The 26,648-nt window shown below is 70.3% G+C and carries 21 protein-coding genes, 3 tRNA genes and 9 pseudogenes; 24 read left to right on the top strand and 9 right to left on the bottom strand.

What is annotated here, in order from left to right:
• Positions 1–71: 71 nt before the first annotated feature.
• The 3 genes and pseudogenes from WJ438_RS21205 to WJ438_RS21195 all read left to right on the top strand — a co-directional run.
• Positions 72–338: pseudogene (locus WJ438_RS21205) on the top strand (siderophore-interacting protein); the annotation flags it as partial.
• Between the two features lie 224 nt (positions 339–562).
• Positions 563–859: a type II toxin-antitoxin system VapB family antitoxin gene (locus WJ438_RS21200; protein ID WP_003986294.1), complete on the top strand. Its 297-nt coding sequence runs from the start codon at positions 563–565 to the stop codon at positions 857–859.
• 253 nt (positions 860–1,112) lie between these two features.
• Positions 1,113–1,733 carry a LytR C-terminal domain-containing protein gene (locus WJ438_RS21195; protein WP_406729759.1) on the top strand — a complete coding sequence of 207 codons (621 nt, stop codon included), beginning with the start codon at positions 1,113–1,115 and terminating at the stop codon, positions 1,731–1,733.
• A gap of 85 nt (positions 1,734–1,818) precedes the next feature.
• On the opposite strand, the gene upp is transcribed toward WJ438_RS21195, so the two are convergent.
• On the bottom strand, positions 1,819–2,454 hold the full coding sequence (upp, locus tag WJ438_RS21190) for a uracil phosphoribosyltransferase (RefSeq protein WP_406726647.1): 636 nt from the start codon (positions 2,452–2,454) through the stop codon (positions 1,819–1,821).
• A 282-nt stretch (positions 2,455–2,736) separates the two neighbouring features.
• Between upp and WJ438_RS21185 the strand changes: the two genes are divergently transcribed.
• The 8 genes from WJ438_RS21185 to WJ438_RS21150 all read left to right on the top strand — a co-directional run bounded on the left by WJ438_RS21185 (position 2,737) and on the right by WJ438_RS21150 (position 7,307).
• Positions 2,737–2,925: a hypothetical protein gene (locus WJ438_RS21185; RefSeq protein ID WP_406729978.1), complete on the top strand. Its 189-nt coding sequence runs from the start codon at positions 2,737–2,739 to the stop codon at positions 2,923–2,925.
• A 363-nt stretch (positions 2,926–3,288) separates the two neighbouring features.
• Positions 3,289–3,828 carry a hypothetical protein gene (locus WJ438_RS21180; protein ID WP_406726646.1) on the top strand — a complete coding sequence of 180 codons (540 nt, stop codon included), beginning with the start codon at positions 3,289–3,291 and terminating at the stop codon, positions 3,826–3,828.
• Between the two features lie 50 nt (positions 3,829–3,878).
• A complete protein-coding gene (gene tadA / locus WJ438_RS21175) occupies positions 3,879–4,310 on the top strand; it encodes a tRNA adenosine(34) deaminase TadA (protein WP_406729758.1) in 432 nt (143 codons plus the stop codon).
• 45 nt (positions 4,311–4,355) lie between these two features.
• Positions 4,356–4,440, top strand: a tRNA-Ser gene (locus WJ438_RS21170).
• Positions 4,441–4,544: 104 nt separating this feature from the next.
• Entirely contained in the window at positions 4,545–4,721 is a 177-nt protein-coding gene (locus tag WJ438_RS21165; RefSeq protein WP_406726645.1) for a hypothetical protein, read from the top strand.
• Positions 4,721–5,014: a Dabb family protein gene (locus WJ438_RS21160; RefSeq protein WP_406726644.1), complete on the top strand. Its 294-nt coding sequence runs from the start codon at positions 4,721–4,723 to the stop codon at positions 5,012–5,014. Before WJ438_RS21165 ends, WJ438_RS21160 begins: the two co-directional genes overlap by 1 nt.
• Before the next feature lie 164 nt (positions 5,015–5,178).
• Positions 5,179–6,159, top strand: coding sequence for an RNA polymerase sigma factor SigF (locus WJ438_RS21155; RefSeq protein ID WP_406729757.1), 981 nt, complete (start codon positions 5,179–5,181; stop codon positions 6,157–6,159).
• Positions 6,160–6,404: 245 nt separating this feature from the next.
• On the top strand, positions 6,405–7,307 hold the full coding sequence (locus WJ438_RS21150; protein ID WP_406726643.1) for an RNA polymerase sigma factor SigF: 903 nt from the start codon (positions 6,405–6,407) through the stop codon (positions 7,305–7,307).
• 119 nt (positions 7,308–7,426) lie between these two features.
• Here WJ438_RS21150 and WJ438_RS21145 read toward each other — a convergent pair whose 3' ends face one another.
• The gene (locus WJ438_RS21145) at positions 7,427–7,624 is read right to left on the bottom strand and encodes a hypothetical protein (RefSeq protein ID WP_406726642.1); all 198 of its coding nucleotides are present in this window, start codon (positions 7,622–7,624) and stop codon (positions 7,427–7,429) included.
• 319 nt (positions 7,625–7,943) lie between these two features.
• On the opposite strand from WJ438_RS21145, the gene WJ438_RS21140 reads away from it, so the two are divergent.
• The 3 genes and pseudogenes from WJ438_RS21140 (at position 7,944) to WJ438_RS21130 (ending at position 10,809) form a co-directional block, all read left to right on the top strand.
• Positions 7,944–8,474 (top strand): MarR family winged helix-turn-helix transcriptional regulator, encoded by a 531-nt coding sequence (locus tag WJ438_RS21140; protein WP_406726641.1) that lies wholly within the window; start codon positions 7,944–7,946, stop codon positions 8,472–8,474.
• 12 nt (positions 8,475–8,486) lie between these two features.
• Positions 8,487–10,203 (top strand): annotated as a pseudogene (locus tag WJ438_RS21135) (MDR family MFS transporter).
• 54 nt (positions 10,204–10,257) lie between these two features.
• Positions 10,258–10,809 carry a PPOX class F420-dependent oxidoreductase gene (locus tag WJ438_RS21130; protein ID WP_406726640.1) on the top strand — a complete coding sequence of 184 codons (552 nt, stop codon included), beginning with the start codon at positions 10,258–10,260 and terminating at the stop codon, positions 10,807–10,809.
• On the opposite strand, the pseudogene WJ438_RS21125 reads toward WJ438_RS21130, so the two are convergent.
• From WJ438_RS21125 to WJ438_RS21115, 3 genes and pseudogenes are all read right to left on the bottom strand, one after another.
• Positions 10,790–11,529: pseudogene (locus WJ438_RS21125) on the bottom strand (response regulator transcription factor). The gene WJ438_RS21130 and the pseudogene WJ438_RS21125 sit on opposite strands and share 20 nt — an antisense overlap.
• A gap of 95 nt (positions 11,530–11,624) precedes the next feature.
• Positions 11,625–12,587, bottom strand: coding sequence for an amidohydrolase family protein (locus WJ438_RS21120; RefSeq protein ID WP_406726639.1), 963 nt, complete (start codon positions 12,585–12,587; stop codon positions 11,625–11,627).
• A 114-nt stretch (positions 12,588–12,701) separates the two neighbouring features.
• Entirely contained in the window at positions 12,702–13,598 is an 897-nt protein-coding gene (locus WJ438_RS21115) for a DUF2797 domain-containing protein (RefSeq protein WP_406726638.1), read from the bottom strand.
• 136 nt (positions 13,599–13,734) lie between these two features.
• On the opposite strand from WJ438_RS21115, the gene WJ438_RS21110 reads away from it, so the two are divergent.
• Entirely contained in the window at positions 13,735–14,169 is a 435-nt protein-coding gene (locus tag WJ438_RS21110; RefSeq protein ID WP_406726637.1) for a hypothetical protein, read from the top strand.
• A 29-nt stretch (positions 14,170–14,198) separates the two neighbouring features.
• A pseudogene (locus tag WJ438_RS21105) lies at positions 14,199–14,751 on the top strand (potassium channel family protein).
• A 460-nt stretch (positions 14,752–15,211) separates the two neighbouring features.
• Here the strand turns inward: WJ438_RS21105 and WJ438_RS21100 are convergent.
• Positions 15,212–15,565: pseudogene (locus tag WJ438_RS21100) on the bottom strand (radical SAM protein); the annotation flags it as partial.
• A gap of 109 nt (positions 15,566–15,674) precedes the next feature.
• Between WJ438_RS21100 and WJ438_RS21095 the strand changes: the two are divergent.
• From WJ438_RS21095 to WJ438_RS21080, 4 genes and pseudogenes are all read left to right on the top strand, one after another.
• A pseudogene (locus WJ438_RS21095) lies at positions 15,675–16,150 on the top strand (winged helix-turn-helix domain-containing protein).
• On the top strand, positions 16,147–16,677 hold the full coding sequence (locus WJ438_RS21090) for a transposase (protein ID WP_406726636.1): 531 nt from the start codon (positions 16,147–16,149) through the stop codon (positions 16,675–16,677). Before WJ438_RS21095 ends, WJ438_RS21090 begins: the two are co-directional and overlap by 4 nt.
• Before the next feature lie 82 nt (positions 16,678–16,759).
• Entirely contained in the window at positions 16,760–17,644 is an 885-nt protein-coding gene (locus WJ438_RS21085) for a CPBP family intramembrane glutamic endopeptidase (RefSeq protein ID WP_406726635.1), read from the top strand.
• A 317-nt stretch (positions 17,645–17,961) separates the two neighbouring features.
• On the top strand, positions 17,962–18,447 hold the full coding sequence (locus WJ438_RS21080; RefSeq protein ID WP_406726634.1) for an NUDIX hydrolase: 486 nt from the start codon (positions 17,962–17,964) through the stop codon (positions 18,445–18,447).
• On the opposite strand, the pseudogene WJ438_RS21075 reads toward WJ438_RS21080, so the two are convergent.
• Positions 18,425–19,165, bottom strand: a pseudogene (locus WJ438_RS21075) (hypothetical protein); the annotation flags it as partial. The gene WJ438_RS21080 and the pseudogene WJ438_RS21075 sit on opposite strands and share 23 nt — an antisense overlap.
• 110 nt (positions 19,166–19,275) lie before the next feature.
• Between WJ438_RS21075 and WJ438_RS21070 the strand changes: the two are divergent.
• The 3 genes and pseudogenes from WJ438_RS21070 to WJ438_RS21060 form a co-directional block, all read left to right on the top strand.
• Positions 19,276–20,106 (top strand): annotated as a pseudogene (locus WJ438_RS21070) (protein kinase); the annotation flags it as partial.
• On the top strand, positions 20,092–20,796 hold the full coding sequence (locus WJ438_RS21065) for a site-specific integrase (RefSeq protein WP_406729756.1): 705 nt from the start codon (positions 20,092–20,094) through the stop codon (positions 20,794–20,796). The pseudogene WJ438_RS21070 and the gene WJ438_RS21065, both read left to right, overlap by 15 nt.
• A 126-nt stretch (positions 20,797–20,922) precedes the next feature.
• Complete coding sequence (locus WJ438_RS21060; protein ID WP_359593852.1) at positions 20,923–21,117, top strand: DUF1918 domain-containing protein; 195 nt, start codon at positions 20,923–20,925, stop codon at positions 21,115–21,117.
• Positions 21,118–21,211: 94 nt separating this feature from the next.
• Here WJ438_RS21060 and WJ438_RS21055 read toward each other — a convergent pair.
• Both WJ438_RS21055 and WJ438_RS21050 read right to left on the bottom strand, forming a co-directional pair.
• Positions 21,212–21,284, bottom strand: a tRNA-Arg gene (locus tag WJ438_RS21055).
• A 189-nt stretch (positions 21,285–21,473) separates the two neighbouring features.
• Positions 21,474–21,564 (bottom strand) — tRNA-Ser (locus WJ438_RS21050).
• A gap of 481 nt (positions 21,565–22,045) precedes the next feature.
• On the opposite strand from WJ438_RS21050, the pseudogene WJ438_RS21045 reads away from it, so the two are divergent.
• Positions 22,046–26,627 (top strand): annotated as a pseudogene (locus WJ438_RS21045) (PAS domain-containing protein).
• Positions 26,628–26,648: the final 21 nt, after the last annotated feature.

Raw genomic sequence — 26,648 nt, 5'->3', positions numbered from 1 at the left:
CGGAATCGTACGCGAAGGGTGGACGCGCGAGGGGGCAGGGGCGGGGTCGGGAGGGCGCGGTCCCCAAGCCGATGCGTGCCGAGGACTTCGAGTTCACCGTGACGCGCGCCGAGGACGTCACCCCGACTACCGGCGACTGCGCTTCTCCGACGGCGGGATGCTCGCCACGACCGGCGTCCACCCGAGGATCCGGGTGCGGCTGCGGTTCGACAGCGCGGACAGGCCGCACCAGCGGGCGTACCCCCTCGTCGACCCGGACCCGGCGACCGGCGTGTTCGGCCTGGATCCGCCCTGCACGAGGGCGTGCCGGCGACTGGGCGCGGGCGGCGAAGGCCGGAAGGGCCACCAAGTCCGCGAAGACGACCGCGAAGCAGTCCCGGCGTCGGCCACGTGCCCCGCTCCGGGTGGCGGGCCGCGCGGGAGATCTCCCTGGAGGAATGTGGCCGCAACCCAGTCACACCCACCCCCTTTGACGGAAATCGACCATGCGTTGCCCGGACTTGCCTCACGCGTCCGAGCCGTGAGGCTGCGCCCGGAACGTCTTGACCGGTAGGCTTTCCGCGTGATCTTCAAGCGCATCGGAAACGGCCGGCCGTACCCCGACCACGGCCGGGAAAGCACCCGGCAGTGGGCGGACGTCGCGCCGCGCCCGGTCCGCCTCGATCAGCTCGTCACGACGAAGCAGCAACTCGACCTCGAGACCCTTCTCGCCGAGGACTCGACCTTCTACGGCGACCTCTTCGCGCACGTCGTGAAGTGGCAGGGCGACCTCTATCTGGAGGACGGCCTGCACCGCGCGGTGCGGGCGGCGCTCCAGCAGCGCCAGGTGCTGCACGCCCGCGTACTCGAACTGGGCTGACCCTCCCCCAGACTCCGTCCGGGGGGACCCCCACCCGCCGGTACGTCCGCGCGGAACCCGGTCCAGGAGCCCACGGCATGCCGCCGGGCGGCTTCGGCCTCCCCCGTTGACCCGTCCGGGGCCCGGATGAACCCCTGGCAGAGCCCACTTTGGCCCTTTCGGGTTGGACTGCGCGGTATCCGATGATCATCTAGTAGGCATTACCGTCGGAGCGCACTACGCTGCGCCCATGAGCATGCTGACTCCTCCCGGCATGGGTGGCCAGTACCGGATCCGGGGTAACAAGTACCCGCGGATGCGCCGCCCCCGACGCCGCGGCAGGCTCGTCGCCCTGGCCACCGCGTCCGTCGCGGTGCTCGGCGTGGCCGGCTGGGGCACGCTGCAGCTCTTCGACGTCTTCACCCGCGGCGGAAACCCCGCCTCCGCGGTCGGTGTCAAGGCGGGCTGCGCCGCCGAGGCGAGTCCCAGCCCCAGCCCCGCCCGCAGCGCCGCGCTCCCCGAACCCGGCCGGATCACGGTCAACGTCCTCAACGCCACGACCCGTAGCGGCCTGGCCAAGAAGACCGCCGACGAGCTGAAGAAGCGCGGCTTCAAGATCGGCGACATCGGCAACGCGACCGAGGAGTACGACAAGAAGGTCAAGGGCACCGGGGTCCTGCTCGGTCCCGCATCCGCGCTCAAGTCCTCACTGCCGGTGCTCGGCGCTCAGCTCGCCGACGCCGAACGCCGCACCGAGGCGTCCCGCAAGGGCGGCGAGCTCGACCTCATCATCGGCGACGGCTTCACCCGGCTGACGGCGAAGGCGGACGCCGACCGGGCCCTGACCGCACTGACCGATCCCAAGCCGGCGCCCACCCCGAAGAAGAGCTGCTGAAGCCGCGGCGGCCGAACGGGAGCACCGGCACCCGGACGGCCGCGGGGCGAGACCCTGCGCGTACTACCGGGCTACTGCTCGGCCACTACTCGGCCGCCCCGTACATCCGGTCCCCCGCGTCGCCGAGGCCCGGCACGATGTAGCCGTGCTCGTTGAGGCGCTCGTCGACCGACGCGGTCACGACGGTCACCGGGGTGCCCGCCAACTCGCGCTCCATGACCTCGACGCCCTCCGGCGCGGCCAGCAGCACCACGGCGGTCACGTCGTCCGCGCCCCGCTTGATCAGCTCCTGGATCGCGGCGACCAGCGTGCCGCCGGTGGCGAGCATCGGGTCCAGGACGTACACCTGGCGGCCGGAGAGGTCCTCCGGCATCCGGGTGGCGTACGTCGCCGCCTGCAGCGTCTTCTCGTCGCGGATCATGCCGAGGAAACCCACCTCGGCGGTCGGCAGCAGCCGGACCATGCCGTCCAGCATGCCGAGACCGGCCCGCAGGATCGGCACCACCATCGGGCGCGGATGGGACAGCTTGACGCCCGTGGTCGGCTCCACCGGCGTCCGGATGTCGACCTGTTCGGTGCGCACGTCACGCGTGGCCTCGTAGGCGAGCAGGGTGACCAGCTCGTCGGCGAGACGGCGGAAGGTCGGGGAGTCGGTGCGCTGGTCGCGCAGCGTGGTGAGCTTGTGTGCGACCAGAGGATGGTCGACGACATGGAGACGCATGTCCCCACATTAACCGGGCCGAGCCGGGCCCTGCTCTCGTCGTGTGCGGCAAGCCTTCCGGCCCGCCACCACTCCTTCGCTGGCGTCAAACCGCCTGTCCGGGGGAAAGTGGGAGGGACGGACTGGGGTGATGAAGCAATGCCTGAGCGAAATTCCCGAGACGAGCCGTCAACCCGCGGGGCACCCGGAACGCCCGGGGCACGCGGAAGACGCGGGGCACCCGGCGGCACGCGCGGAGCATCCGACGCGCCCGGCGTACCGGAGGCGTCCTACACATCGGGGGTGTCCGGCGTACCCGGCATGACCGGCCCGCCCGGGGCGGACGAGACGGACTCCGAGCGGCGGCGGCGCCGCGCCCGGTTCCTGCGCGACCTCGCCGAGGCCAGGGAACTGCGCGACCGGGTCCAGCCTCGCCGCGCCAAGGCGGCCCGGCTGCGGCACGCGATGCGCATGCGGACCTTCCGCTGGTAGGGCCCCGCAGGGAATGCCCCACCAGGACTCCCCGGCGGGCACGGCGCCGGGAAGGATGAGCCGGGTGCGGGAAGATCGCGGCCCATGCGGGTGTTTGCCGAAGTGGCCCTACGGGCTGGGCGGGCAGAGCCGCGTACGATCCGCGTGTGGCGAGGGCGAGCGCGCCGCCGGGTGTCTCGTACGGGACACCCGGCGGCGTGGGTGCAAAACTGTCGGACACGGGGAGTCGAAGACATCCCCTGACGGCCTTGTTTCTGCCACGATTCCGAGTGGGCGGGGGCGGGCTCGAAGAGCACTCCTCGTCCACGACCTCCGCCGGGGGGATCCCCAACCGGCACGCCTAAGACCAGTGGGAGAGTCACGGTGTACTTCGCCGCACTGCTCGCGCGCACCGAAGACGGGTGGGAAGCGAGCGACACGGAGCTCGACGATGTGGAGACCCTGTCGGATCTGGCCGACCTGGCCCGGGAGGCCGCCCCCGACGAGGACACGGTGCTCGTATTGATCGAGCAGGAGGACGGCTGGTTCGGCGTGGTCCGCGTGGACGGCGAGGAGGACCCTCGTATCTACGTGTCCGACGCCGCGGCCGCCGCCCGCAGCAGTTACGGCGAGATTCTGCTCACCGACGAACTGCTCGGCCGGGAGCCCGGGAACGACGGCCCCGACCTGGACGCCCTCGACCTCGACGGCACGGAGGACGGTGAACCGGACGACGACAGCGCCGACGAGGGAGCCGCGGAAGCCGGCTCCGGCGGGTCCGTGCCGCACGGGCCGGTCGGCGACGCCCAGGTGCTGGACGACCTGGGCGTGAGCGAGAAGGAGCTGCGTTCGCTGTCCGGGGACGCGCTCAGCGAGATCGCCGAGGTCCTGGGCGCCTCGGAGGTCCTGGAGACCGTCCGCTGAACGGCAACACCCGCCCCACCGACCCGGTGCGCGACCCCTGGCGGGCCGTGATGCGGCTCGCCCTGGACGAGGCCGAACTGGCCGTCCGGGGCGGGGACGTGCCCGTCGGTGCGGTCGTGCTGGCCCCGGACGGCAGCACCGTGCTGGCCTCCGGGCACAACGAACGCGAGGCCGGTTCCGACCCCACGGCCCACGCGGAACTGCTCGCCCTGAGGCGGGCCGCCGCGAAGCTGGGGGAGTGGCGGCTGGCCGGCTGCACCCTCGTGGTGACGCTGGAGCCGTGCACGATGTGCGCGGGCGCGATCCAGCAGTCACGGGTGGACCGGATCGTCTACGGCGCCCGGGACGAGAAGGCCGGCGCGGTCGGCTCCCTCTGGGACGTCGTCCGTGACCGGCGGCTCAATCACCGGCCGGAAGTCGTCGAGGGAGTGCTTGCCGAGGAGTGCGCCGACCTGCTCACGGCGTTCTTCCGGAACCGCTGAATACCGATTTCAAACCATCACGCCCCTTGCTGTAAGGTCTCCCTCGGTAGCGTGTCCGAGCGGCCGAAGGAGCTCGCCTCGAAAGCGAGTGTGGCGCAAGTCACCGTGGGTTCAAATCCCACCGCTACCGCTCTTGAAGGGCCTCGTCGTCAGACGGGGCCCTTCGTGCGATCATGGGCCCGCTCGGCACGTAGGGGTGACGCCGGTGCACCACAGTGACAGGGGAGGGCCGCGATGGCGGTGAACGCGAAGAAGGTCGCCGTTTTTGTCCTCGCGGTCTTCGCGCTGTATGTGATCGTCACGGATCCCGACAAGGCGACCGACTACGTCAAGATAGCGTTCGAGGGCATCTCCGACGCCGCGAACGCCGTCGGAGACTTCATGACCTGGCTTGCGAATGGAGGGGGCTGATGATCCGCCATCTGGTCCTCTCCAGGCTGAACGAGGGCGTCGAGCGCGACGATTCGCGCGTCGTGCGGGGCGGGGAGGCGTTCCGTTCGCTCGACGGCGAGATCCCGGAGATCCGTTTCTGGGACTGCGCCTGGAACATCAGCGACCGGCCCATCGCCTACGACTTCGCCATCGACCCGGCGTTCGAGGACGCCGACGCGCTGCGCCGGCACGTGGAGCACCCGAAGCATCAGGCGGATGTCGGGCTGTGGCGCGAGTTCGCCACGTGGGTGATCGCCGACTACGAGTTCTGAGCCTCCGCGCCGGGAGCCCTCCATCATGACGGTGGAGGGCTTTTGCGCACCCTTGGGAATGAATTGCCCCTCAACACGGAATATGCGGTGCTTGCACAAAGTGAGTCTGTCTTGTGATGCTATGACCGCTTTTGACGGATGAGTTGACCGATGAAGAGGTGGCGTTGACCGTGTCGGCCAGTACTGCGCCGCCCCAGGACCAGGTGTCCGCCCTGACCCCGGCTCCGGCTCAGTCCCCGGACTCGACCGCCCCGGACCCGGACCCGGCCCCGGCTCACCCCTCGACGCAGCCCCCTCCGCAGCCCTCCGCACCCCCACCCGCATCCGCGCCGACGCCCGAGCGGCCACCGACTCCGGAGTTCGCCCCGTCACCGGCCAAGCGTCGCGGTGCCGACACCCGCGCCCTGACCCAGGCGCTGTTCACCCAGCTCAAGGATCTCGAGCCGGGCACGCCGGAGCACACCCGGGTGCGCACGGCGCTCATCGAGGCCAACCTGCCGCTCGTGCGCTACGCCGCCGCCCGCTTCCGCTCGCGCAACGAGCCGATGGAGGACGTGGTCCAGGTCGGCACCATCGGGCTCATCAACGCCATCGACCGCTTCGACCCGGAGCGGGGCGTGCAGTTCCCGACGTTCGCGATGCCCACGGTGGTCGGGGAGATCAAGCGGTACTTCCGCGACAACGTCCGCACCGTCCACGTACCGCGCCGGCTGCACGAGTTGTGGGTACAGGTCAACAGCGCCACCGAGGACCTCACGACCGCCTTCGGGCGCTCCCCGACGACCGCCGAGATCGCCGAGCGGCTGCGCATCAGCGAGGAGGACGTGCTCTCCTGCATCGAGGCCGGGCGGTCGTACCACGCCGCCTCCCTCGAGGCGGCGCAGGAGGGCGACGGACTCCCCGGGCTGCTGGACCGGCTCGGCTACGAGGATCCGGCGCTGGACGGCGTCGAGCACCGCGACCTCGTCCGGCATCTGCTCGTCCAACTGCCCGAGCGGGAGCAGCGGATCCTGCTGCTGCGGTACTACAGCAATCTCACCCAGTCGCAGATCAGTGTGGAACTCGGCGTCTCGCAGATGCACGTGTCCCGGCTACTCGCGCGTAGCTTCCAGCGGCTGCGCTCCGCAAACAGGATCGACGCGTAGCCTGGAAGGGGTAATCGCTCACCAGTACCCATCTCGACGCTTCTGGGCTGAAACACCGCCAGATCCCTTGTTTCCAGGGCTGGTTCGTCACTCGGATGTCGACATGTCACTACAGCGCGTTGCCGACATGTGACATTCTGCGGGAAGCGCGTTTGCCGAAGCTCCGGCTCCGGTATTCAGGTGAGGGCTGCGTTCCTCGGACGGGAACGTTCGCCCCGACCGTCCCGCGACCCAAAGGGGGTGGCATGTCCGCAGACCAGGGCAGCTCGAAGGTGCTCACGCTCGCGGAGAGCGAGACAGCTCCCAATGCTCTCGACGCACTCGGCCCCATCGATGACGTCCCGGCCCTTGCGGCCGCGCCCGCTCCAGAACTTCCGGACACGGCTGCCATCGACACCCGCACCCTGTCCCGCTCCCTGTTCCTGCGGCTCGCCGCACTCGACGAGAACAGCCCGGAGCGCGGCTACGTCCGGGACACCCTGATCGAGCTCAACCTCCCACTGGTGCGGTACGCCGCGGCGCGCTTCCGCTCGCGCAACGAGCCGATGGAGGACATCGTCCAGGTCGGCACCATCGGGCTGATCAAGGCGATCGACCGCTTCGACTGCGAACGGGGCGTGGAGTTCCCGACGTTCGCGATGCCGACGGTGGTCGGCGAGATCAAGCGGTTCTTCCGCGACACGTCGTGGTCGGTGCGGGTGCCGCGCCGGCTGCAGGAGCTGCGCCTGGCGCTCACGAAGGCCAGCGACGAGCTCTCCCAGAAGCTCGACCGTTCCCCGACGGTTCCCGAACTCGCCGCGGTGCTGGGCGTGTCGGAGGAGGACGTCGTCGACGGACTCGCGGTCGGCAACGCGTACACGGCGTCCTCGCTGGACTCCCCGGCCCCCGAGGACGACGGCGGCGAGGGTTCCCTCGCGGACCGCCTCGGCTACGAGGACACGGCGCTGGAGGGCGTGGAGTACCGGGAGTCGCTCAAGCCGCTGCTCGCCAAGCTGCCGCCCCGCGAGCGACAGATCATCATGCTGCGGTTCTTCGCCAACATGACCCAGTCGCAGATCGGCGAGGAGGTCGGCATCTCCCAGATGCACGTCTCCCGGCTGCTCACCCGCACCCTGGCCCAACTGCGTGAGGGCCTCATCTCGGACTGAGACACACCGGTTGGCGGAGCGTCGGCGACTGCCGCCGCTTCGCCCCGGGACGCGGACCTCTGGCCGCCGTCGCGCCCACGAGGGGCGCTCCGGCGGCCAGAGGTCCGCGTGTCCGATCGTCAGGTCAGCGCCAGCCAGGCCACCGCCGCGACGATCGCCACGGCGACGACGACGCCGATGATCAGGCCGATACGCGGACCGCCACCGCTCGTCGCGGCGGCCTGCTGCCCCTGAGGGGCCTCGTCGACGAACGCGCGGAACATCTGAGTGCTGCCGGCGGGGTCGTTGTTGCCCTGGGGGGTCTGGGAGTTAGCCATGGCCCGAGACACTAGCGAATTGCCCACGCCGGCCCCAAGTGGGGGCGCGCATCACGCACCTGGCCGCGACCACCGTCGGGTAGCCGGGCCTCGGGCACGGGGCAGCCGGCCCTGAGCGCGAGATGCCCGGTAGGGAGCGCACGCCACGCTTCCTCCCTCACCCCTGCCCGCCTCCACACCCCTCCCACCGGACTCACCTGCGGGTTTACGATTCGCAATACTTGCCTTTGCCAAGTTTTAAGGCATCCAGCCTCCCTTTTGCTTGCCTGTAGCAACCATCAACTTCTATCGTTGCCCTAAGCAACAAATGGGAGGTGTGATGGCCGAGCAGGCGCCGTACGAGGAGCTCGTACGGCAGCTCAGCGCTTTCAGCGCGGTGAAGCGGGAGATCCGCCGGAACATGCCGGCCGACTGCCACAGCGGCTCCGCCGCCGTGCTGACGGCACTCGGCCGCCACGGCGACATGCGCATGAGCAGGCTCGCCGAGATACTCGTCCTCGACCTGTCGGTCACCAGCCGCCACGTCGCCCATCTGGCGGAGCGCGGATGGATCGAGCGCTCCCCCGACCCGGCCGACAAGCGCTCCCGCATCCTGCGCGTCACCCCCGCGGGCCACGCCCAGCTCGACGAGCTGTTCCGGCGGACCACGCAACTGCTCGCCGATCGCCTGGACGACTGGGCCGACGACGAGATCGGCCGGCTCACCCAGCTCATGGCCCGGCTCAGGGAGAGCTTCGGCGACTGCCGCCCCACGCTCCGCGCGGCGCCCTGCGCGACGCCGCCGCCCAGCCCCGCGGCTTCCGCACCTCCCGCGCTCCAAGAGACCACCTACACGCCCGCACGTACTTAAAAAAGGAAGCCCATGGCAACGACCACACCAACCGGTGTGCGAGCTCATGCCAAGCACGGGGAGGCTTCACGGAAAGCACTGCCCCGATGACCCACCGGCAGATCCTGGAGGCACTGTCGGGCCTGCTGCTCGGCATGTTCGCCGCGATCCTGTCCTCCACCATCGTCTCCAACGCCCTGCCCGAGATCATCACCGACCTCGGCGGCGGACAGAGCGCCTACACCTGGGTCGTGACGGCCGCGCTGCTGTCGATGACGGCGTCCACCCCCCTGTGGGGCAAGCTCGCCGACCTGGTCAGCAAGAAGGTGCTGGTCCAGCTGGCCCTGGTGATCTTCCTCCTGGGCTCCGTCGTCGCCGGCATGGCGCAGAACTCCGGCATGCTGATCGGGGCCCGGGTCATCCAGGGTCTGGGCGCCGGCGGGCTGACCGCGCTGGCCCAGATCATCATGGCCGCGATGATCTCCCCCGGGAACGCGGCCGTTACTCCGGCTACCTGGGCGCGACCTTCGCGGTCGCGACCGTGGGCGGCCCGCTGGTCGGCGGCGTGATCACCGACACCTCCTGGCTCGGCTGGCGCTGGTGCCTGTACGTCGGTGTGCCGTTCGCGCTGATCGCCCTGGTCGTCCTGCAGAAGACGCTGCATCTGCCGGAGACCAGGCGCAAGGTGAAGGTCGACTGGGCCGGCGCCTTCTTCATCACCGCGGCCGTCAGCCTGCTGCTGATCTGGGTCACCTTCGCCGACGACAGGTTCGCCTGGCTGTCCTGGCAGACGTACGCGATGGTCGGTGGCGCGTTCCTGCTCACCCTGGCCTTCCTCTTCACCGAGACGAAGGCCTCCGAGCCGATCATCCCGCTGCGGCTGTTCCGCAACAGCACCATCACGCTGGCCTCGGTCGCCTCGCTGTTCGTCGGCATCGGGATGTTCGCCGGCACCATCTTCTTCAGCCAGTACTTCCAGCTGGCGCGGAACGAGTCCCCGACCATGTCGGGCGTCCTGACCATCCCGATGATCGCCGGCCTGTTCGTGTCGTCGACCGCCTCCGGTCTGATCATCACCCGGACCGGCAAGTGGAAGGCCTGGCTGGTCTCCGGCGGTGCGCTGCTGACCGCCGGCCTGGGGCTACTGGGCACCATGCGCTACGACACCCCGTACTGGCACATCGGCGTCTTCATGGCGCTCATGGGCCTCGGCGTCGGCATGATGATGCAGAACCTGGTGCTGTGCACCCAGAACCAGGTCGCCCCGAGCGACCTCGGCGCCGCCAGTTCGGTCGTCACCTTCTTCCGGTCGCTCGGCGGCGCGGTGGGCGTCTCGGTGCTCGGCTCCGTGATGACGACCCGGATCAGCCACTACGCCGAGGACACCCTCGGCACGCTGAGCCCACAGGAGCAGGCCGGTGCCGCCAAGGCGCTCGGCTCCGGTGAACTGCCGGACATGGACCTGCTGCCCGGGGGCATCCGCACCTGGTTGGAGAGCGCCTACGGACACGGCATCGCCGACATCTTCCTGTACGTCGCCCCGGTCGCGTTCCTCGCCTTCCTGGTGACCCTGTTCATCAAGGAGGTCCCGCTGCGCACCACGGGCGCGCTGGCCCAGGCCGCCGAGGCACTGGCCGACGCCCCGGTTCCGGCGGCGGCCGCGACGGAGACGGCGAAGGGGACGGCGACGGCGACGGTCGAGGCCGCCGGGCCGGAGTCGCGCCGCTCTCCGGACGCCACGTCCCCCTAGGCTGCCCCCCTGGCACCGAACATCGCGACGAACACCCGTGTCTCACTCGACGAGTTGCTCGACTTCGTACGACCCCGACACCGCGCGATCCTGCTGACCCGGCGGGCCGACGGCAGCCCCCAGGGATCACCGTTGACCTGCGGGTCGACGACTCGGGCCGGATCGTGGTCTCCACGTACCCGGAACGCGCCAAGACGCGCAACGCCTGGGGGTACCTCCCGGGCCCTCAAGGCACTGGGGGAGGACAGCCGGGTGAGCCTGATCGCCCTCAGCGACGAGTGGAACGGGCCCTGGGCGCAGATCGACGGCACGGCCGAGGTCGTGGACGTGCCCGAGTCGGTGGAGCCGCTGGTGGAGTACTACCGGAACATCGCCGGGGAACACCCCGACCGGGACGAGTACCGGGCGGCCATGGTCAAGCAGGGCAAGTCGGTCATCCGGATCACTCCGGAGCGGTGGGGCCCGGTGGCGACGGGCGGATTCCCGGCGCGGCTGGTCGAAGAGGAGTACGCGAGGCGCGCTGCCTGCGGCGCGCCTCGCGACCCCGCGCGTACGGACGCGACCGCAGGGCCGGCATCGTCACCCCTCACGAAACCGCGGGCTTGATCATGTAGCCGGCACCGCGCCGGGTGTGGATCATCGGCTCCCGGCCGGCGTCGATCTTCCGACGCAGATACGAGATGTACAGCTCGACGACGTTGGCCCGGCCACCGAAGTCGTAGGACCACACCCGGTCGAGGATCTGCGCCTTGCTGAGCACCCGCCGCGGATTGCGCATCAGGAAGCGCAGCAGTTCGAACTCGGTGGCGGTGAGGTGGATGTGCTCCCCGCCCCGGGTGACGTCGTGGCTGTCCTCGTCGAGGGTGAGGTCGCCGACGACCAGCACGGACTCCGACCGGCGGTCGGCCGCGCCGGAGCGCCGGATCAGCCCGCGCAGCCGCGCGACGACCTCCTCCAGGCCGAACGGCTTGGTCACGTGGTCGTCGCCGCCCGCGGTCAGGCCTGCGATACGGTCCTCGACGGCGTCCTTGGCGGTGAGGAAGAGGACGGGGACGCCCGGCTGCTCGCGGCGCAGCCGCCCGAGAGTGGACAGCCCGTCCATGTCCGGCAGCGTCATGTCCAGGACGACGGCGTCGGGTCGGAACTCGCGTGCGGCACGGATGGCGCCCTGGCCGTCCCCGCGCTGCGGATCTGCCAGCCCTCGTAGCGAAGGGCCATGGACAGCAGTTCGGTGATCGACTGCTCGTCGTCCACCACAAGCACCCGGACGGGGCTCCCGTCCGGCCTCAGCAGTTCGGTGCGCCCCTGGGGCGAGGTCGTGGTCATGCTCCGCACCCTCGCGGGGGCCTCTGAGAGCACCCTTTCGGAAGTCTGTGATTCCCCTGAGAAATGCCCGGCCCCCTCCCTGGGGATTCGGATTCTCAGGAAGCCGGCGACCCCCCGCTCGCACGCAGGCCGAAGAGACGGGCCCCGTTGTCGTGGCACACCGCCCGCAGCCAGGCCTGCCCGAGCCCGAGCCGCTCCAGGGCGTGGAGCTGATGGACGTACGGATACGGGATGTTGGGGAAATCCGTGCCGAGCAGGATCCGGTCGCCGAGGTCTGCCAGCCGGGGCAGGGCCCGCCGGGGGAACGGCACCATGCGCTCGGCGAAGTCGGTGAAGGCCATGGTGGTGTCCAGCCGCACCTCCCCGTAGCGCTCGGCGAGGTCGAGGAAGTCCTCGTACTCGGGCATCCCGAGGTGCGCCACGATCAGCCGCAGCCGAGGATGCCGGGCCAGTACCCGCGCGATCGGCTCGGGTCCGGTGTACTTGCCGGGCGCCGGCCCGGAACCGCAGTGGATCACCACCGGGACACCCGCCTCGGCGAGCACGCCCCAAGCCCCGTCCAGCAACGGGTCGGCCGGGTCGTACGCCCCCACCTGCACATGCGCCTTGAAGACCCGTGCCCCCGCCTCGACGGCCTCCCGGACCTGCTCCTCGGCCCCGGGCTCGGGGAAGAGCGTCGAGGTGTGCAGGCAGCCGGGCGTACGGCGGGCGAAGTCGACCGCCCAGCCGTTCAGCCAGCGCGCCATGCCGGGCTTGTGCGGATACAGCATGGCCGTGAAGGCGCGGGCTCCGAACTCCCGCAGCAGCTCGGCCCGTTCGCTCTCCTCCTGCCGGTAGGTGATCGGCCACTCGACCCCGCCGGTCAGCGGCCCGAGCGCGTCGAAGTAGGCCCACACCTTGCGCAGCACCCGCTCCGGCATGAAGTGCGTGTGCACGTCGACGAGCCCGGGAAGTCCGAGCCCCTCCCAGAACCGCCGTACCTCGGCGGATTCCGCTACGGATTCCGGTGCCGGTGCTGATACCGGTACTGATGCCGGTGCCGTGAGGTGATCACTCATGCCGCCACGATCACTCCTGACCGCACCCCGGGTCCACTCCCCTGCAGGGAGAACGAACCGGAGAACCGAACAGCCCGGCCGAGTCAGCAGGTCCGGTACGAAGCCGGACCGGGATCAGAACAACCCGTCCTGCGTCCCCGCCCCCTCGCCAGCCCCCTTCACCCCCTTCACCGCCCTCACCGGCAGGTCGAACCCCCGTCCCTCGCGCGGAACCAACCCCCACCCGGCCAGCAACCGCGTATCCAGCACCACGACCCCGCTCCCGCCTCCCGTCACCAGATGCAGATCGGGCCCGGCGGCGGCCACCAGCTCCCCGCTCGCCGTACCCCCGGCGACCAGCTCGCTCACCTCCCCGGCGGCGGCCGGCACCCCTGCCAGCCCGAACACCCGTACATGATCGACGGGCCGGAAGGGCTCACGGTCGAGCGACTCGGGCCACCCGGTCAGGGCGACCGCCCGCCCATGCAACTCCGCGAGCTCCACCGCTCGCTCCGCCTCCGTGTCCGGAAGCACCGCCCGCACCGCCCGCTTGGCGGCGTAAGGAATCCGGTCGGGCACGCGGAGTGCGGCACGCAGCAGCTCCTCGGTTCGCCGCGCCGCCATCAGCGGCCCGCTCCCCAGCCAGCTGAAGCAGACCGCCCCCTGCTCCAGCAGCCGCGCCGACCCCCGCTCCACCGCGGTGATCCCGACCTTGACCATCCCCGGCCCGAACCACGCCAGGTACACGTGGTACGGCCGCGGATCGTCCGCGACGGTGTCGGCGGCCACAGAGTGCGCCCGGTCCAGCCGCGCGCACTCCTCGCAGCGCGCTCCCGTGCTCCGCCCCGGCACCACCACGCCGAGCGGACACACGTGCTCCCGCGCCCCCACACACGTCCGCACGCCCCCTTCCTCGATCCCGAAGGCCACCCGTTTCCCCCAGGCCAGCGCGGTGCGCCGACCGCCCTCCCACACCAGCACGGGACCGTTCACCGACCAGCGCAGCCCCGAGCACTTCCATGTCCGTGCCATCTCTCACGAGCGTAGAGGCGACCACTGACATCGACAGGGGGAGGCGCCCCGTCGCACACCGAGGTGCCGAGCGCCCTGCCCGGTGCAAACCTGGAGGAGGAGCCGTACCGCTCGGGACCAGCCGAAAGGACGACACATGGCTAGCAATGTCGGCAGAACGCATCACCGGACCGGATGGGAGCCGCGGAGCGCCTGGGTGACGGGCTGGACCACGGCCGCGGCGGTGCTGATGACCTTCGGCGGGATCATGGCGATCTTCCAGGGCATCGCCGCCATCGCCGAGGACGACGTCTTCGTCAGTACCGCCGACTTCACCTACGCGTTCAGCCTGACCGGCTGGGGCTGGATCCACCTGATCCTCGGCGCCCTCGTACTGGCCGCGGGGCTCGCCCTGTTCAGCGGCTCGGCCTGGGCCCGCGCCACCGGTGTGGTGCTGGCCGGACTGAGCATGATCGCCAACTTCGTGTGGCTGCCCTACGCGCCGGTCTGGTCGGTCACCCTCATGATCATCGACGGCTTCATCATCTGGGCCCTGTGCTCACCACGCGGAGAGCCGGCGCCCCGGACCTAGGAACAACACCCCGGTCTCCCTCCCCACCCATGGAAAGCAGTCGAAAGAAGCCCTCCACCGCATCGAGCAGCCTGTGGCGCTGGCTCGCACAGACGGTCGGCGCGACCGTTCTGGTCATCGCCTACTTCCTGCTTCCCCTCGAACGACCTGGGCCCCCGCCGCCCCGCCCTGAGCTGGACCCTCTTCGGACTGGCACTGGGTCTCATCGCCGCCCTGCTGCTCCAGCAGATCGGCCACGTCCTCCTCGACCGTCCGCACGCCCGGCCCGGACTGGTCATCCCCCTGCTGATGTGCCTGTCCATCCTGGTCTTCGCGACGACCTATCAGGCGCTGGCTCAGCAACCCGGCGAACTCATCGGCCTCACCACCCGCCTGGACGCCCTCTACTTCACGCTGGTCACCCTCGCCACCATCGGATACGGCGACATCACCCCGCACGGCCAGGCGGCCCGCCTGGTCACCATGTTCCAGATCCTCTACACCTTCGTCTTCCTCACCGCGGCAGCCACAGCCCTGAGCCGCCAGCTCCGCACGGCGTTCCTCCACCGCGGAACCGACCACCACCCCGATCCCCGCCCCTGAACCGGCGGTGCACGGGCAACGCGAAAGCCCCGCTGGATCAGCCAGCGGGGCTCTCACTCTGTGCACTCGGCAGGATTCGAACCCGCAACCTTCTGATCCGTAGGATCGGGCAGCTCGTTGGGCGAGGGCTCGGGCTCCCTCATGGGTGATCGCTGGCGCTAGTGATCAAGGGCCCATGTGTGCCGTCGTTGCCGTCAGCGTTGCCGTCACTCGCACCGGATCAACCAGCCCGTCTTGCGGCGGACTTCGCCCGTCCCATCTCGATTGTCAGTGGTGCGGTCGATGATGGCTGTGTGACGGAACCCCCCGGTTCCAAAGCCTCTTCAACCTCCAATGCCGACCACGCCTGGAAAGCGCTGGGGTGTGGTCCACTGTAGGTCCAGAGACCGACGGCCTATTCCGGCTCTACATTCTCCGGAATCTCTCCACCAAGCGCCTCGGCAATGGTCGCAAACTCCGCAAGGGCAGCCTGGAGGTCCTGGACGATCTCCTGCTTCCGGATGCCGTCGTTGGTCGATCCGACACCCTCCGGCGAGACCCTGAGCAGGTCCAGGTGCGGAGCGATCTCGGTCAGGCGGTGCTCGATCCGGTACCCGTTGGTGCAGATCTCCACGCGCTGGCCCAGCTCCTCCTTGGCATGGCGGACGACCCGCGCGAGGTCCCGGTGGACGAACGGCTCCCCGCCGAGCAGGGTCACGGCCTCCGTGCCGTACTCGTCCCGCATCAAGGCGAGAAGGCTGACGGCTTCCTCGGCGGTAAAGGACCCTGAGGCGACCCTGACGCGTCCCGGAACTACTGAGGTTGAACTCGTGATGTCGCATACGGCTGACCGGGGCCCACTCTGTGCGGTATCACCGTGGGATGCGTATCCACAAGGGGGCGGGCTGACCGCCGAACGCCGGGAATTCCGGGGACGGTTACGGCTGGAGGCGGCCGAGCGGTTCGACCGTGGTGAGACCAACGCGGTGGTCGCCAAGGAGTTGCGGGTCAGCGTCCGGTCGGTGCAGCGGTGGCGCCGGGCCTGGGCCGAGGGCGGTTCCCGAGCGCTCGAGTCGAGTGGTCCGGCGTCGCTGCCGCGGCTCAGTGACGAGCAGTTCGCCCAGCTGGAGCGGGAGCCGGCCAAGGGCCGGCCGCGCACGGCTGGGAGGACCAACGCTGGACCCTGGGCCGGATCAAGACCGTGATCGGCCGGCGCTTCCACCTGACCTACACCATTCAGGGGGTGCGCAAGCTCCTGGTGCGTAACGGCTGGTCGCGCCAGGTCCCTGTCCGCCGGGCCCTGGAACGCGACGACGCGGCCGTGGCCGGCTGGGTGAAGGAGACCTGGCCCTGCGCGGAAGGCTCGCGGCGGCCCGTGGAGCCTGGCGCGTCTTCGAGGACGAAGCCGGCTTCTCCATGACGCCGCCGCACGCGAAGACCTGGCCGCCCCGTGGCCGCACCCCGGTGGTGCGGGTCCGCGGCCGCTCCCGCAGACGCATCTCGATTGCCGCCCTGACCTGCTACAAACCCGGCCACCGGTCACGGCTGATCTACCGGCCCCGCCGCGACGACGGCAACCGCGACGGACGCAAGAGCTTCTCCTGGCGCGACTACCGCGACCTGCTCATCGCCGCCCACACCCAGCTCGGCGGCCCGCTCGTCCTGATCTGGGACAACCTCAACGTCCACAAGGCCGCAGGACTAGGCGAGTTCGCCGCCACCCGGGACTGGCTGACCATCTACTACCTGCCGCCCTACGCACCCGACCTCAACCCCGTCGAAGGGATCTGGTCCCTGCTGCGGCGCGGCTGGCTCTCCAACGTCGCCTTCACCACGCCGGAACACCTCATGCAACGCATCCGACGCGGCCTCCGGCACATCCAGTACCGCAGCCACCTCATAGACGGCTGCCTCACCGAGACAGGACTGACCATCAGACCCGCCTGACCAACGGCACGACATCACGAGTTCAACTTCAGTAACCCTGTAAGCCGTGGCGATTGCTCTGCAGCAGAGAAAGGATGCGGTCATGACCTACACGGCACAACCCACCCGGCCTGATAGTGCACGTCATGCGCTGGAGCTGAAGAACGTCAGCCGTTACCGCCATCCCCTCGCCTTCTACGTCCTTGCCACCGCCATCCCGTGGGCGCTGTGGTTCACCGCCGCCTGGCTGTCGCACCAGCCCGATCCCAGCCAGGGCACTATCGCCGTCATGACCGGCCTCGGCCTGGCCGGTCTCGCCGCCCCGATCGTCGTGGCGATCTGGTTCATCCGCAGAGATGGGCTCACCCGCGACGTCCTCACTCGCCTGGTCGCGCCGCGCGGCACTCGCGCCTGGGTCTGGCCGGCGGCCGTCGCCCTGCTCCCCGGCGCCCTGCTCGTCGCCACCGCGATCACCATCCCGTTCGGCTACGACGTCTCGCAGTTCGAGCTTCGCAACGGCTTCACGTTCGCGACGGGCCTGCTGCCGGCGTGGATCACGCTCGTCCTGGCCCCCGTCCTGGAGGAGGTCGCCTGGAAAACCTACGGCACGGATGCGCTCGCGTCCCGGATGAACGTCCTGTGGACGTCGTTGCTGTTCGGTGTCGTCTGGGTGCTGTGGCACGTGCCGCTCGGCTTCATCAAGGGCAACTACCAAGCGGAGGTCGTCGAGGAGGGCCTGATCCACAGCCTCAACTACGGTGTTTCGCTGATACCGTTCGTCATCCTGATGAACTGGCTTTACTACCGCGCCGGCCGCAGCGTCCTCGTCGCGATCGTCTTCCACCTCGCCGCCAACTTCGGCAACGAGATGTTCCTCACGCACCCGGACACCAAGGTGATCCAGACCGTCCTGCTTCTGGTGCTGTCCGTCATCGTGGTGTGGCGCGATCGGGAGTTGTTCCTGACGCCTCCCGGACGCCGCGCGTGACCCTGCCTGGTGCGAGGCATCCCGGCGGTGGGCTTGGAAACCGGCAGGGCAGCAACGTCCTCGCGTGTTCGAATCGCACACCCTCCGTCCCCGAACAAAATTCTCATACACAAGTCTTGACTATTGCGCCCTCCTAACACCTGGCCGCTTCAGCCAGAAGGCGGGTCACTCGCAGGCCATCTCGTCAAGGTGACGCGAAAAGAGTCGAACCAGCACCCCCCTCCGGAGCAGTCTGAGATCCTGAAGACCGATCGAGAGGGGCCGCAGGTACGGAGTGGAAGACCCACGGTGAGCGACAGATCTGCACCAACCCTTGGGTGAATCTGTGTCTGGTCGACGTCCAGCAGCCCGACGGGCGCAGGTGGGAGTACCACGTCGTCCGCCTCCGGCACTTGGCCGTGGCCGCTGTGGTCAACGACCGCCAAGAGGTCCTGATGATGTGGCGGCACCGCTTCATCACCGAGTCGTGGGCCTGGGAACTGCCCATGGGCCTGGTGGAAGTCGGCGAGACGCCAGAAGAGGCGGCGGTCCGCGAGGTGTTGGAGGAGACGGGCTATCGCCCCGGCGCCATCAAGCCCCTGGTCTACGCCGAGCCGGCCAACGGGATCACCGACTCACAGCACCACGTCTTCCGCGTCGACGGCGCCACGTATGCCGGACCGCCCACCGAGAAGAACGAGTCCGACCGCATCGAGTGGATCCCCCTCTCAGAGGTGCGCGGGATGATAGACCGCCGGGAGATCGTGAGCAGTGGATCGCTCGTCGGCCTGCTGTATCTGCTCATGGATGAGGCGATCCGCTGATCGGTGGGAGGAGTGCCCGTAGCCGCGCTTCGAACGCCAGGGCTACGGGCTCCTGCCTGTTCGGGGCCAACTGGTCGTAGAACTCCCTGAGATGCCCTGTCACTCGCTCCGAGGACACCGTGGAAGCGGACTCCAGGGCTTCCGTGGCCGTATGGCACGCCTGGTCGAGCTTGCCCTGGTCCAGCTGCGTCCTCGCCAACCAGAACGAGTGGAACGCACGGCCGCGCTGGTTGCTGCGGTCCTCTCTGCGCAGCGCATCCGCGATCAAGGGTTCGGCGGTCGCGGCCTCACCCAGCCGCCCGTGAGCGATGCCTGTGTCGACCAGGAGCTTGGGCTCATCGAAGTAGGTGACCCAGGACGGGTCGGGGTCGCTCGTTCTGATCTGTTCGAAGTGACGGTGTGCCTCCCCGATCGCCCGGTGAGTGGAGTCTCGGTTGCCGAGAGTGGCGTGGGCGAAGGCTTCACGCATGGAGAGCATGGACAGGACGCGGGGCGTCGTGCCGAGAGAAGAGCGGGCCTGGTCCTGCGCGGCGGTCACCAGGGCAAGGGAGTCTGCCGGCTTGTCCTGGTAGGTGGCTTGCAGGCTCATGCAGGCGAGGACGTTGGCCATGAACTGGCGGTCATCGATCTCCTTCGCCAGTTGCAGGGCCTCTGTGAAGTACGTGCGGGCCTGGTTGTACTGGCGGGCGTCGAAATGGGTCCAGTGAGAACCTCGCGCAGTGCGACTCCGACTGCGGGCGACCGTACGGCCAGGCGTAGCACACGACAACAGCGAAGCGGCAGGCCTGTGCTCATGGTCGGCCGCGCTCGCCAGGAAGAGAGGCTCCCTTGTCCGGCCCGACCCCTGAACTGCCGATCGCGGTGCTCGACGCACTCATGCCCACGGCGCAGCACCTGGTCATCAACCGCCGGGGCTCCACGGTGTGGGAGGTGGAGAGCCATCGAGGGCGGTACGCCGTGAAGCTCGGCTATCCGATCGAGGCGACGCCCGACTGGCCTGCCCAGCCGTGGACCGCTCTTGCGCCCGCTCGCGAGGGTGCCGTTCTGTATCGCCTCGGCTTCGACGACGTCGCGTATGGCTAGTGGGGACGCGGAACGTGGAACTTTCCACCGTGGCACGAAGGGCCGGACCTGTACCGCTTGTGGGAGCCGTGCCGTGAGCGGGACTCGTCCGTTGAACCGCACACCGGCGTGGCGCTGGACTGCGTCGAAGCGCTGGCGGAACTTCACGCGAAGGGCTGGGCGCACGGTGATGTGCAGCCCGCCCACTTCATCATCGGGCCGGACCGAACCCATCTGATCGACCTTGCCCTCGCCCGGGGCGGACGCGTCCCCGAGGGGTACGACTTCCCGTTCCGCGGCTGCCTCGTCCACTACGAGGCACCGGAGGGCGCCCGCAGCGTGCTCGCCACCGGAGAAGCCGAGCCGACACAGGCAGCCGACATCTACGCCCTCGGCGCCTCCCTGCTCATCTCCGCCACAGGCTGGCGGGCAATCGAGTACCCCGACGATGCTCCACGCCGTGCGCAGAGAGAGGCGGTGGCGAGCGGCCGGCGACGGCGTGTGAAAGTCCCCGGTGAGCTGGGTGTGCTGATCAACGCAATGCTCAGCCATGCCCCGGAGGACCGGCCCACGATCTACGAAGTGGGTAAGGCCCTGGGAACGAAGAGAGAGATCGAACCGCTCACGGCCAAGGAGGGACGTCAGCTCCTGACGGCGGCCCGCGACAACCGGTTGTGGGCCGCGTACGAGCTGGCCGTCCGCATCGGCCTGAGGCGGGGTGAGCTGCTGGGGCTGCGCTGGTCGGACGTGGATCTTCACGAAGGTGTCCTCACCGTCCGGCAGGCCCTACAGCGGGTCGGCGGTGAGCTGCTGATCGTCGCGCCGAAGACTCAGCGCTCGGCCCGCCGCGTCGCCGTGCCGGCCGAGTGCGTGACGGCGCTCCGTGCGCAGCGCGCGCAGCAGATAGCCGATCGGAAGGCCGCTGGTGCCAACTGGAAGGGGACGGGTCAGAGTCTCGTCTTCACCACGAAGAACGGGACCCCCATCGAGCCGCGCAACCTGAACCGGTCCTTCGAGACCCTGTGCCTCCGCGCCGGGGTCCGCAAGGTCCGCTTTCACGATCTGCGCCACACCTGCGCCTCGCTCCTGCACGAACAGGGCGCCGACGCCCGCATGATCATGGAAGTCCTGGGTCACAGCTCCATCCGCGTGACCATGGACATCTACACCTTCGTACGGCTCGACTCCCAGCGCTCCGCCTTCGACCGGGTCGGGGATGCCCTGAGGAGTGACGGCAACGGGCCGGACGATGACGACGGCACGGCCGGTGTCCTCGTAGCCGTCTGATCGGCCCTGTACCCGCCTTCTTGGCTTTGTTGTCACCGGTTAGGTCGAACTGGCGGCGTCGACCGTTCAGACACGGCGACTCGCTGGGTAGGGCAGAAGAGGGTAGATCGACAGAAAGGTGTCAGCGTGCAGGCGAGTGTTGGTGACAGGCTTCTTGTTCACGGCCGGGTCGTGGGGCAGCAGGATCGCACCGCAGAGGTCATCGAGGTGCTCGGTGCTGATGGGAGCCCTCCCTACCGGGTTCGTTTCGAGGACGGTCACGAGACGGTGATGAGTCCTGGCCCGGACACAGTCGTCCGTCCTTTCGCATCCGAGGGATAGGCAGCCCCCGCCCCCGGCGGTTGCCGTCAGACGCTGCCGTCAAGACAAAAGCCAGAGGCCCTGTGGATCTCTCCACAGGGCCTCTGATCTGCTGTGCACTCGGCAGGATTCGAACCTGCAACCTTCTGATCCGTAGTCAGATGCTCTATCCGTTAAGCTACGAGTGCCTGGTCTTCAGTTTTCTCGCCGCTCCCGGCCCCTCTGGGCTCGCTCGCGGCGACAGGAAGAACATTACATGACCGCCGCCGCCATGTGAAATCCGTTTGCCTCACCCCTTGTGACCTGCGGAAACAAGGGCTGGAGGGCCGGACTGCGACGAAGCCCCGGTCGGGTGGACCGGGGCTTCGCAAACGGTGCGGAGGCGGAGGGATTTGAACCCTCGATGGGCTTTAAGACCCAAACCGCATTAGCAGTGCGGCGCCATAGACCGGACTAGGCGACGCCTCCGTGCACAACCCTCCGCGCGCGAGCGCGGGTCAAGCGGTGCCTGCCGATGATGACACATTCACGCGTGCCGTCACCAATCGCCCCCCACGGTACTAGGGAGGGTGGCCGCAGAGCAAAGCTCTTCCGACGGGCGGGTGGCGGGCGCGTCGCCGCCCTCACGCGGCACACGGCCTGCGGGGCATGCGAGGAGTGCGGGGCCGCACAGGGCGGGCGGGCACGCCGCCGGTGCGGCGGGTGCCGGTATCGGCGCGCAGAGGCGAGCGTGGAGGTCCCGCAACGGTTCGGGCGGTGTCGGTGCAGGCCGTTGCCGGTGCGCGGCGATCCGGGCGTCACATCCCCGTCACGTTACGCGCGACCTCGGTCTCATCCGGCATCGCGAGCGCAGTCCCAGCCCTTAGACTCCCTCGGGTGACACGTTGCGGGCCGGTTGGCAAGATGGCCCACGCGGTCGGCACGTAGCGGAACAGGGAGGAAGCGTCTCGTGAGCAGCAGGCCATCCCGAGGCACTGCTCGCCTCGCAGCCATACTGGACGCGCTTCCCGACGCCTTGGTGCTGGTCAACGCCAACGGGACGGTCGTCAACGCCAACGCCATCGCCCTCGAGGCGTTCGAGACGCCGGGCACGGCGCTGGTGGGGCGCGGGCTGCTCGATCTGCTGCCGCAGTTCGACTCCAAGCTCATCCCCGGTTCCATGCGCCGTCCGGACCACATCGACCCGCGGGCCCGTACCAAGCCGACGCGGATGGTCGCCCGGCGGACCGACGGGACCGAGTTCCCGGTCGAGGTCACCAGTGCGAATCTGGAGACCGGCCAACAGGCCTACGACAACTACGGCTACACCGGCGACGAACTGCTGATGCTCGTCGTACGCGATCTGTCCGGCACCGTCGACACCGAGGCCGAGCTGGCGCGTTCGCAGCGGCAGACCGAGATGATCCTGCGGGCCGCCGCGGAGGGCGTCGTCGGGACGGACACCGACGGACGGATCGTCCTCGTCAACCCGGCCGCCGCCCAGATACTGGGTTACCGGGCCAGTGACCTCGGCGGGCGCGAGCTGCACACCCTCGTCCTCCACTCGCGCGCCGACGGCTCGCCCTTCCCGTACGGAGAGTCCCCGCTCGCGGACACCCTGCGCTCCGGGCGCAAGCACCGGGTGCGCGGACAGGTGCTGTACTCCAAGAGCGGTGACAAGGTGCCGGTCGACCTGACGACCGCGCCGGTGCGCGACGGCGACCAGCTCGTCGGCGCCGTCATGACCTTCACCGACCGGCGGCCCTACGACACGGTCGTCAGGGAGAAGGAGGAGGCCGGACGGCAGCACGCCGAGGAGCTGGAGCGGCTCGCCGAGGAGCACGCCTCCGAGCTCACCGCCCTGCGCCAGAAGCACGTCGGCGAGCTGGAGGAACTGCGCGAGGCGCACACCGAGGAACTCGCCGCGCACGAGGAGCGGTACGCCGCGCTCGGCGAGCGGGAGAAGGACCGCTACGAGGCCCTCTCCGGCCGGCACGAACAGCTCCTCACCCTGCTCGGCCAGTCGCTCAGGAGTCCACTGGAGGAACTGCGCCGCGAACTGACCGCGCTTGCCTCGGACGACGCCGGCCAGCTGTGGCCCGAGGCCAACCAGGTGCTCCACCATCTGTCGGCCGGCTACTCCCGGATCACCACCCTCATCGACAACGTCCTCGGCTACCAGCGGCTCGACGCCGGGACGGAGGGGATCACCCGTACGAAGGTGATGCTCGACGCCGTCGTCGCCGCCGGTGTGGACGGGGCCGTGGAGCTCATCGGGCCGGGCCGGGTGCAGTTCGCCGTACACGCGCCGCCCATCGAGGCCGAGGTCGACTCACGGCTGCTCGCCACCGCCCTCGCGCATCTCGTCGCGGATGTCGCGGGCGTCGACGCCACCGGCAACACTCCCGTGTCGACGGGCGGTTACCTGGACAACACGGTCGTGGTCGCGGCGGCACAGCGCGGTGAGGTCGTACGCCTCGAGGTGCGCGGGCCGTACAGCGGAGGCGATCCGGTGCACGAGCCGATCGTGCGCGGGATCGTACGGGCGCACGGAGGCGTGCTGCAGACGCACGAGGTGCCGGGGATGAGCGGCAGCGCGTTCGTCCTCGAGGTGCCCATCGGGGGCGGCGCCGGTGTCGTCGCCGCAGGCCAAGGGCAGCTCGCGCTGACTGCCGGGGTACCGGCGGAGGTGCCGGAAGAAGCGCCGGTGCCGGTGCCTTCGCAGGGATCGGGATCGACGGAGGTGTCGGCCGAGGAGGCCGCTTCGGCCGCGGACGGTCAGCGGAGTTCCGGTGGTGGGCGGCGGAGGGCCCGGCGGGCCTCGGTGGACGCGTTCCTGGAGAGCGAGGTGCCGACGGCCGAGGAGGGTTCGGGCTCCGGCTCCGGTACGGATGCCGCGGCGCCCCCCACCGGTCGGCGCAGGCGCCGGGCGACGGCCACGGCGGAGCCCGCGCAGCTTCCGGCTCAGGCGTCCGGTGAGGGCGCGGTGGTGGCGTCCGGCGGGACCGGACGGCGTCGTGGGCGGCCGGCCGAGGGCGCGGAGGCCGCTGCCGCTGCCGCCTGCCGGGTACGAGTGTGGTCGGTGCGGTCGGCGGGGCTGTGGTCACGGCTGCCGAGTCTGCGGCGGGGTCCGCCGCCTCGAACACGGGGTTGGGCGGGACCGTACCGCCGCAGGGAGTACCCGTCCCCTCCGGGGACGGCGCGCCGGGCATGCTTCCGGTGAGCAGCACGCCCTGCCGCCCGCGTTGCCCTCCGCGGGCAGTGCGGACGGAACGGCACAGGCCTCTCAGGGCCAGAACCAGGCACAGGACCAGGGGCAGGGGGAGCAGCCTCGGGCGACCGGGCGGCGTCGGCGTGTGTTGGCCGCGGCCACCGAGCGGGCAGCGGCGCAGGAAGCCGCGCCCCGTACGGTGTTCGCGTTGCCGCCCGCCGAGGCGGACCAGGGGGAGCAGGCCGGAGTGGTCGGGCAGGGTCCGCAGGAGGGCCCGGTGCCGATGCCAGTGCCCGGACCCGCCACTTCCGGTGACGTCCTGCTCGACGGGCGCCAAGACGCCGTCCCGCACAACCAGTCAGACGATCACACCCCGCCGCAGCCGCATCCCACCAGCGCCCCGACGGGCCGGCGCCGTCGCGCCGGCGCCCAGTCGGCCGAGCAGGGCACGGGCCCTGTGCCTGTGCCGGCCCAGGCACAGGCACAGGCACAGGCACAGGCACAACCGGTGGCGCCCGTGCAGGGTGCTCCGGTTCCCCCGCAGGGCATGCCCGTACCGCCGCAGGGGGCGGCCCTTCCGTCGGCCATTCCGCCGCAGGCCGGGCCTGTGCACGGTCGGGGCACCGCCGGGCAGGGCCTGGCGGCCGCCGTCCCCGGGCAGGTGCCTCAGGTACAGCCACCGGCCCCGGCCCAGGCCCAGGCCCCGACATCCCTCGATCAGCCCCAGGTGGCCTCCGCCGGTCAGCCGTTGCCCCAGCCTGCCGCGCCTGCCCCGGCACAGCCCGCTGCCCCGGCCGCGGAGCAGCCCGCTTCCGTCGCCCAGCCGCTGCCCGCCGAGACCGCGCCGGTTCAGGGAACTCCGACCGACGGCACCCCGGCCGCGCAGCCGCCGTGGCCCGCCGCCGGTGGCACCTCCAACGCCGGTGCTCCCGTACCGCCGCAGGGTGCTCCCGTACCGCCGAGCGGTGTGGCGGCGCCCGCGCCGGGCACCCCGCTGCCCCCCGAGACCACGGCCGCGCCCGCGCAGCGGGCTGCTCAGCCGCTGCCGGTAGAGGCGTCGGCGCAGGCGCCGACCGCACCGGTGGACCCGAACTCGACGCAGGGGCGTGCGTTCAGCGTGCGCACGCTGGGGCAGGGCGTGCCGTTCACCCGGCAGGCCGCCCAGGTCCAGCAGCCCCTGCCGGCGGCCACGCCTCCCCCGCATCAGCCGGGCGGCTCGGGCCGCCGCCGCAAGCTCGGCACGCGTACCGACCCGGCCGCGGGCCATGAGCAGGGCGCGCGCCCGCACGCGACAGTCGGCCCCGCCCCCACCCAGCGGCAGGCGCAGGCAGCGCCCCAGGCGCCCACGCGCGCCCGAACTCCGGCACAGTCGCAGCCCCAGCAGTCCCAGTCGCAGCCCCCGTCGCCACCGCAGTCACTGTCGCAGCCTCAGCCGCAGCACTCGCTCGCCGGGCAGTCGCGGCTCGCGCCGACGACCGAGGGCACGGGACGCTCGTACGCGATAGGGGCGCCGGACGCGGACGCCGCCGAGGGACCCGAACCGCTGGACGGTCCGGGTGGGGCCGTCGAGGTGGCGGATCATCCGCGTCCGCAGCCGATGGACGACGAACTGCCGCCGGAGCCGTTGGACAACCCGCGCCGGCTGCTGGTGTGGCCCGCGCCGGACGTCGCCACGCAGCAGGCGCTGAGCGACCGCGGCTACCGGCCGGTGATCGTGCACTCGCGCGAGGAGGTCGACGCCCAGATCGCGGCGTTCCCCGCCGCGCTGTTCGTGGATCCGCTGACCGGGCCGATCACCCGGACGGCGCTCCAGTCACTGCGGAAGGCGGCGGTGGCCGCCGAGGTTCCGGTGCTCGTCACGGCCGGACTGGGGCAGGCGTCGCGCGATGCCGCCTACGGCGCCGACCCCGCCGTACTGCTGAAGGCCCTCGCGCCGCGTGACAGCGAGCAGCATCCGCCGCGGGTGCTGCTGATCGAGGAGCACGCGGAGATCGCGCTGGCGCTGACCGCGACGCTGGAACGGCGCGGTATGCAGGTCGCGCGGGCCGCGGGCGATGCGGACGCGGTGACGCTGGCGGGGCAGTTCCGGCCGAACCTGGTGGTGATGGACCTGCTGCAGGTACGTCGGCAGCAGGCCGGGTCCGCCGGGATCATCGACTGGCTGCGGGCGAACGGGCAGCTCAACCGCACCCCGCTCGTCGTCTACACCGCCGCCGTCGGACAGGCCGACCTGCCGCGGCTGGCCTCCGGCGAGACGGTGCTGTTCCTCGCGGAGCGGTCCACGAGCGACGAGGTGCAGGACAGGATCGTCGACCTGCTCGCCCGAATCGGCACCAACTGAGCGACGGTGCCCGCCGGGTGG

It is taken from the genome of Streptomyces sp. GD-15H (assembly GCF_045291515.1).
GTDB lineage: Bacteria > Actinomycetota > Actinomycetes > Streptomycetales > Streptomycetaceae > Streptomyces.
The sequence above is the reverse complement of the archived record's forward strand: the minus strand, read 5'-3'. Positions and strand labels throughout refer to the sequence as shown.

What these genes read in the sequence shown, in the direction of transcription:
- WJ438_RS21195 (WP_406729759.1), top strand. Translation starts at nt 1,113, where the DNA reads ATGGGTGGCCAGTACCGGATCCGGGGTAACAAGTACCCGCGGATGCGC.
- upp (WP_406726647.1), bottom strand. Translation starts at nt 2,454, where the DNA reads ATGCGTCTCCATGTCGTCGACCATCCTCTGGTCGCACACAAGCTCACC.
- tadA (WP_406729758.1), top strand. Translation starts at nt 3,879, where the DNA reads ATGCGGCTCGCCCTGGACGAGGCCGAACTGGCCGTCCGGGGCGGGGAC.
- WJ438_RS21165 (WP_406726645.1), top strand. Translation starts at nt 4,545, where the DNA reads ATGGCGGTGAACGCGAAGAAGGTCGCCGTTTTTGTCCTCGCGGTCTTC.
- WJ438_RS21160 (WP_406726644.1), top strand. Translation starts at nt 4,721, where the DNA reads ATGATCCGCCATCTGGTCCTCTCCAGGCTGAACGAGGGCGTCGAGCGC.
- WJ438_RS21150 (WP_406726643.1), top strand. Translation starts at nt 6,405, where the DNA reads ATGTCCGCAGACCAGGGCAGCTCGAAGGTGCTCACGCTCGCGGAGAGC.
- WJ438_RS21145 (WP_406726642.1), bottom strand. Translation starts at nt 7,624, where the DNA reads ATGGCTAACTCCCAGACCCCCCAGGGCAACAACGACCCCGCCGGCAGC.
- WJ438_RS21140 (WP_406726641.1), top strand. Translation starts at nt 7,944, where the DNA reads ATGGCCGAGCAGGCGCCGTACGAGGAGCTCGTACGGCAGCTCAGCGCT.
- WJ438_RS21120 (WP_406726639.1), bottom strand. Translation starts at nt 12,587, where the DNA reads ATGAGTGATCACCTCACGGCACCGGCATCAGTACCGGTATCAGCACCG.
- WJ438_RS21115 (WP_406726638.1), bottom strand. Translation starts at nt 13,598, where the DNA reads ATGGCACGGACATGGAAGTGCTCGGGGCTGCGCTGGTCGGTGAACGGT.
- WJ438_RS21110 (WP_406726637.1), top strand. Translation starts at nt 13,735, where the DNA reads ATGGCTAGCAATGTCGGCAGAACGCATCACCGGACCGGATGGGAGCCG.
- WJ438_RS21090 (WP_406726636.1), top strand. Translation starts at nt 16,147, where the DNA reads ATGACGCCGCCGCACGCGAAGACCTGGCCGCCCCGTGGCCGCACCCCG.
- WJ438_RS21085 (WP_406726635.1), top strand. Translation starts at nt 16,760, where the DNA reads ATGACCTACACGGCACAACCCACCCGGCCTGATAGTGCACGTCATGCG.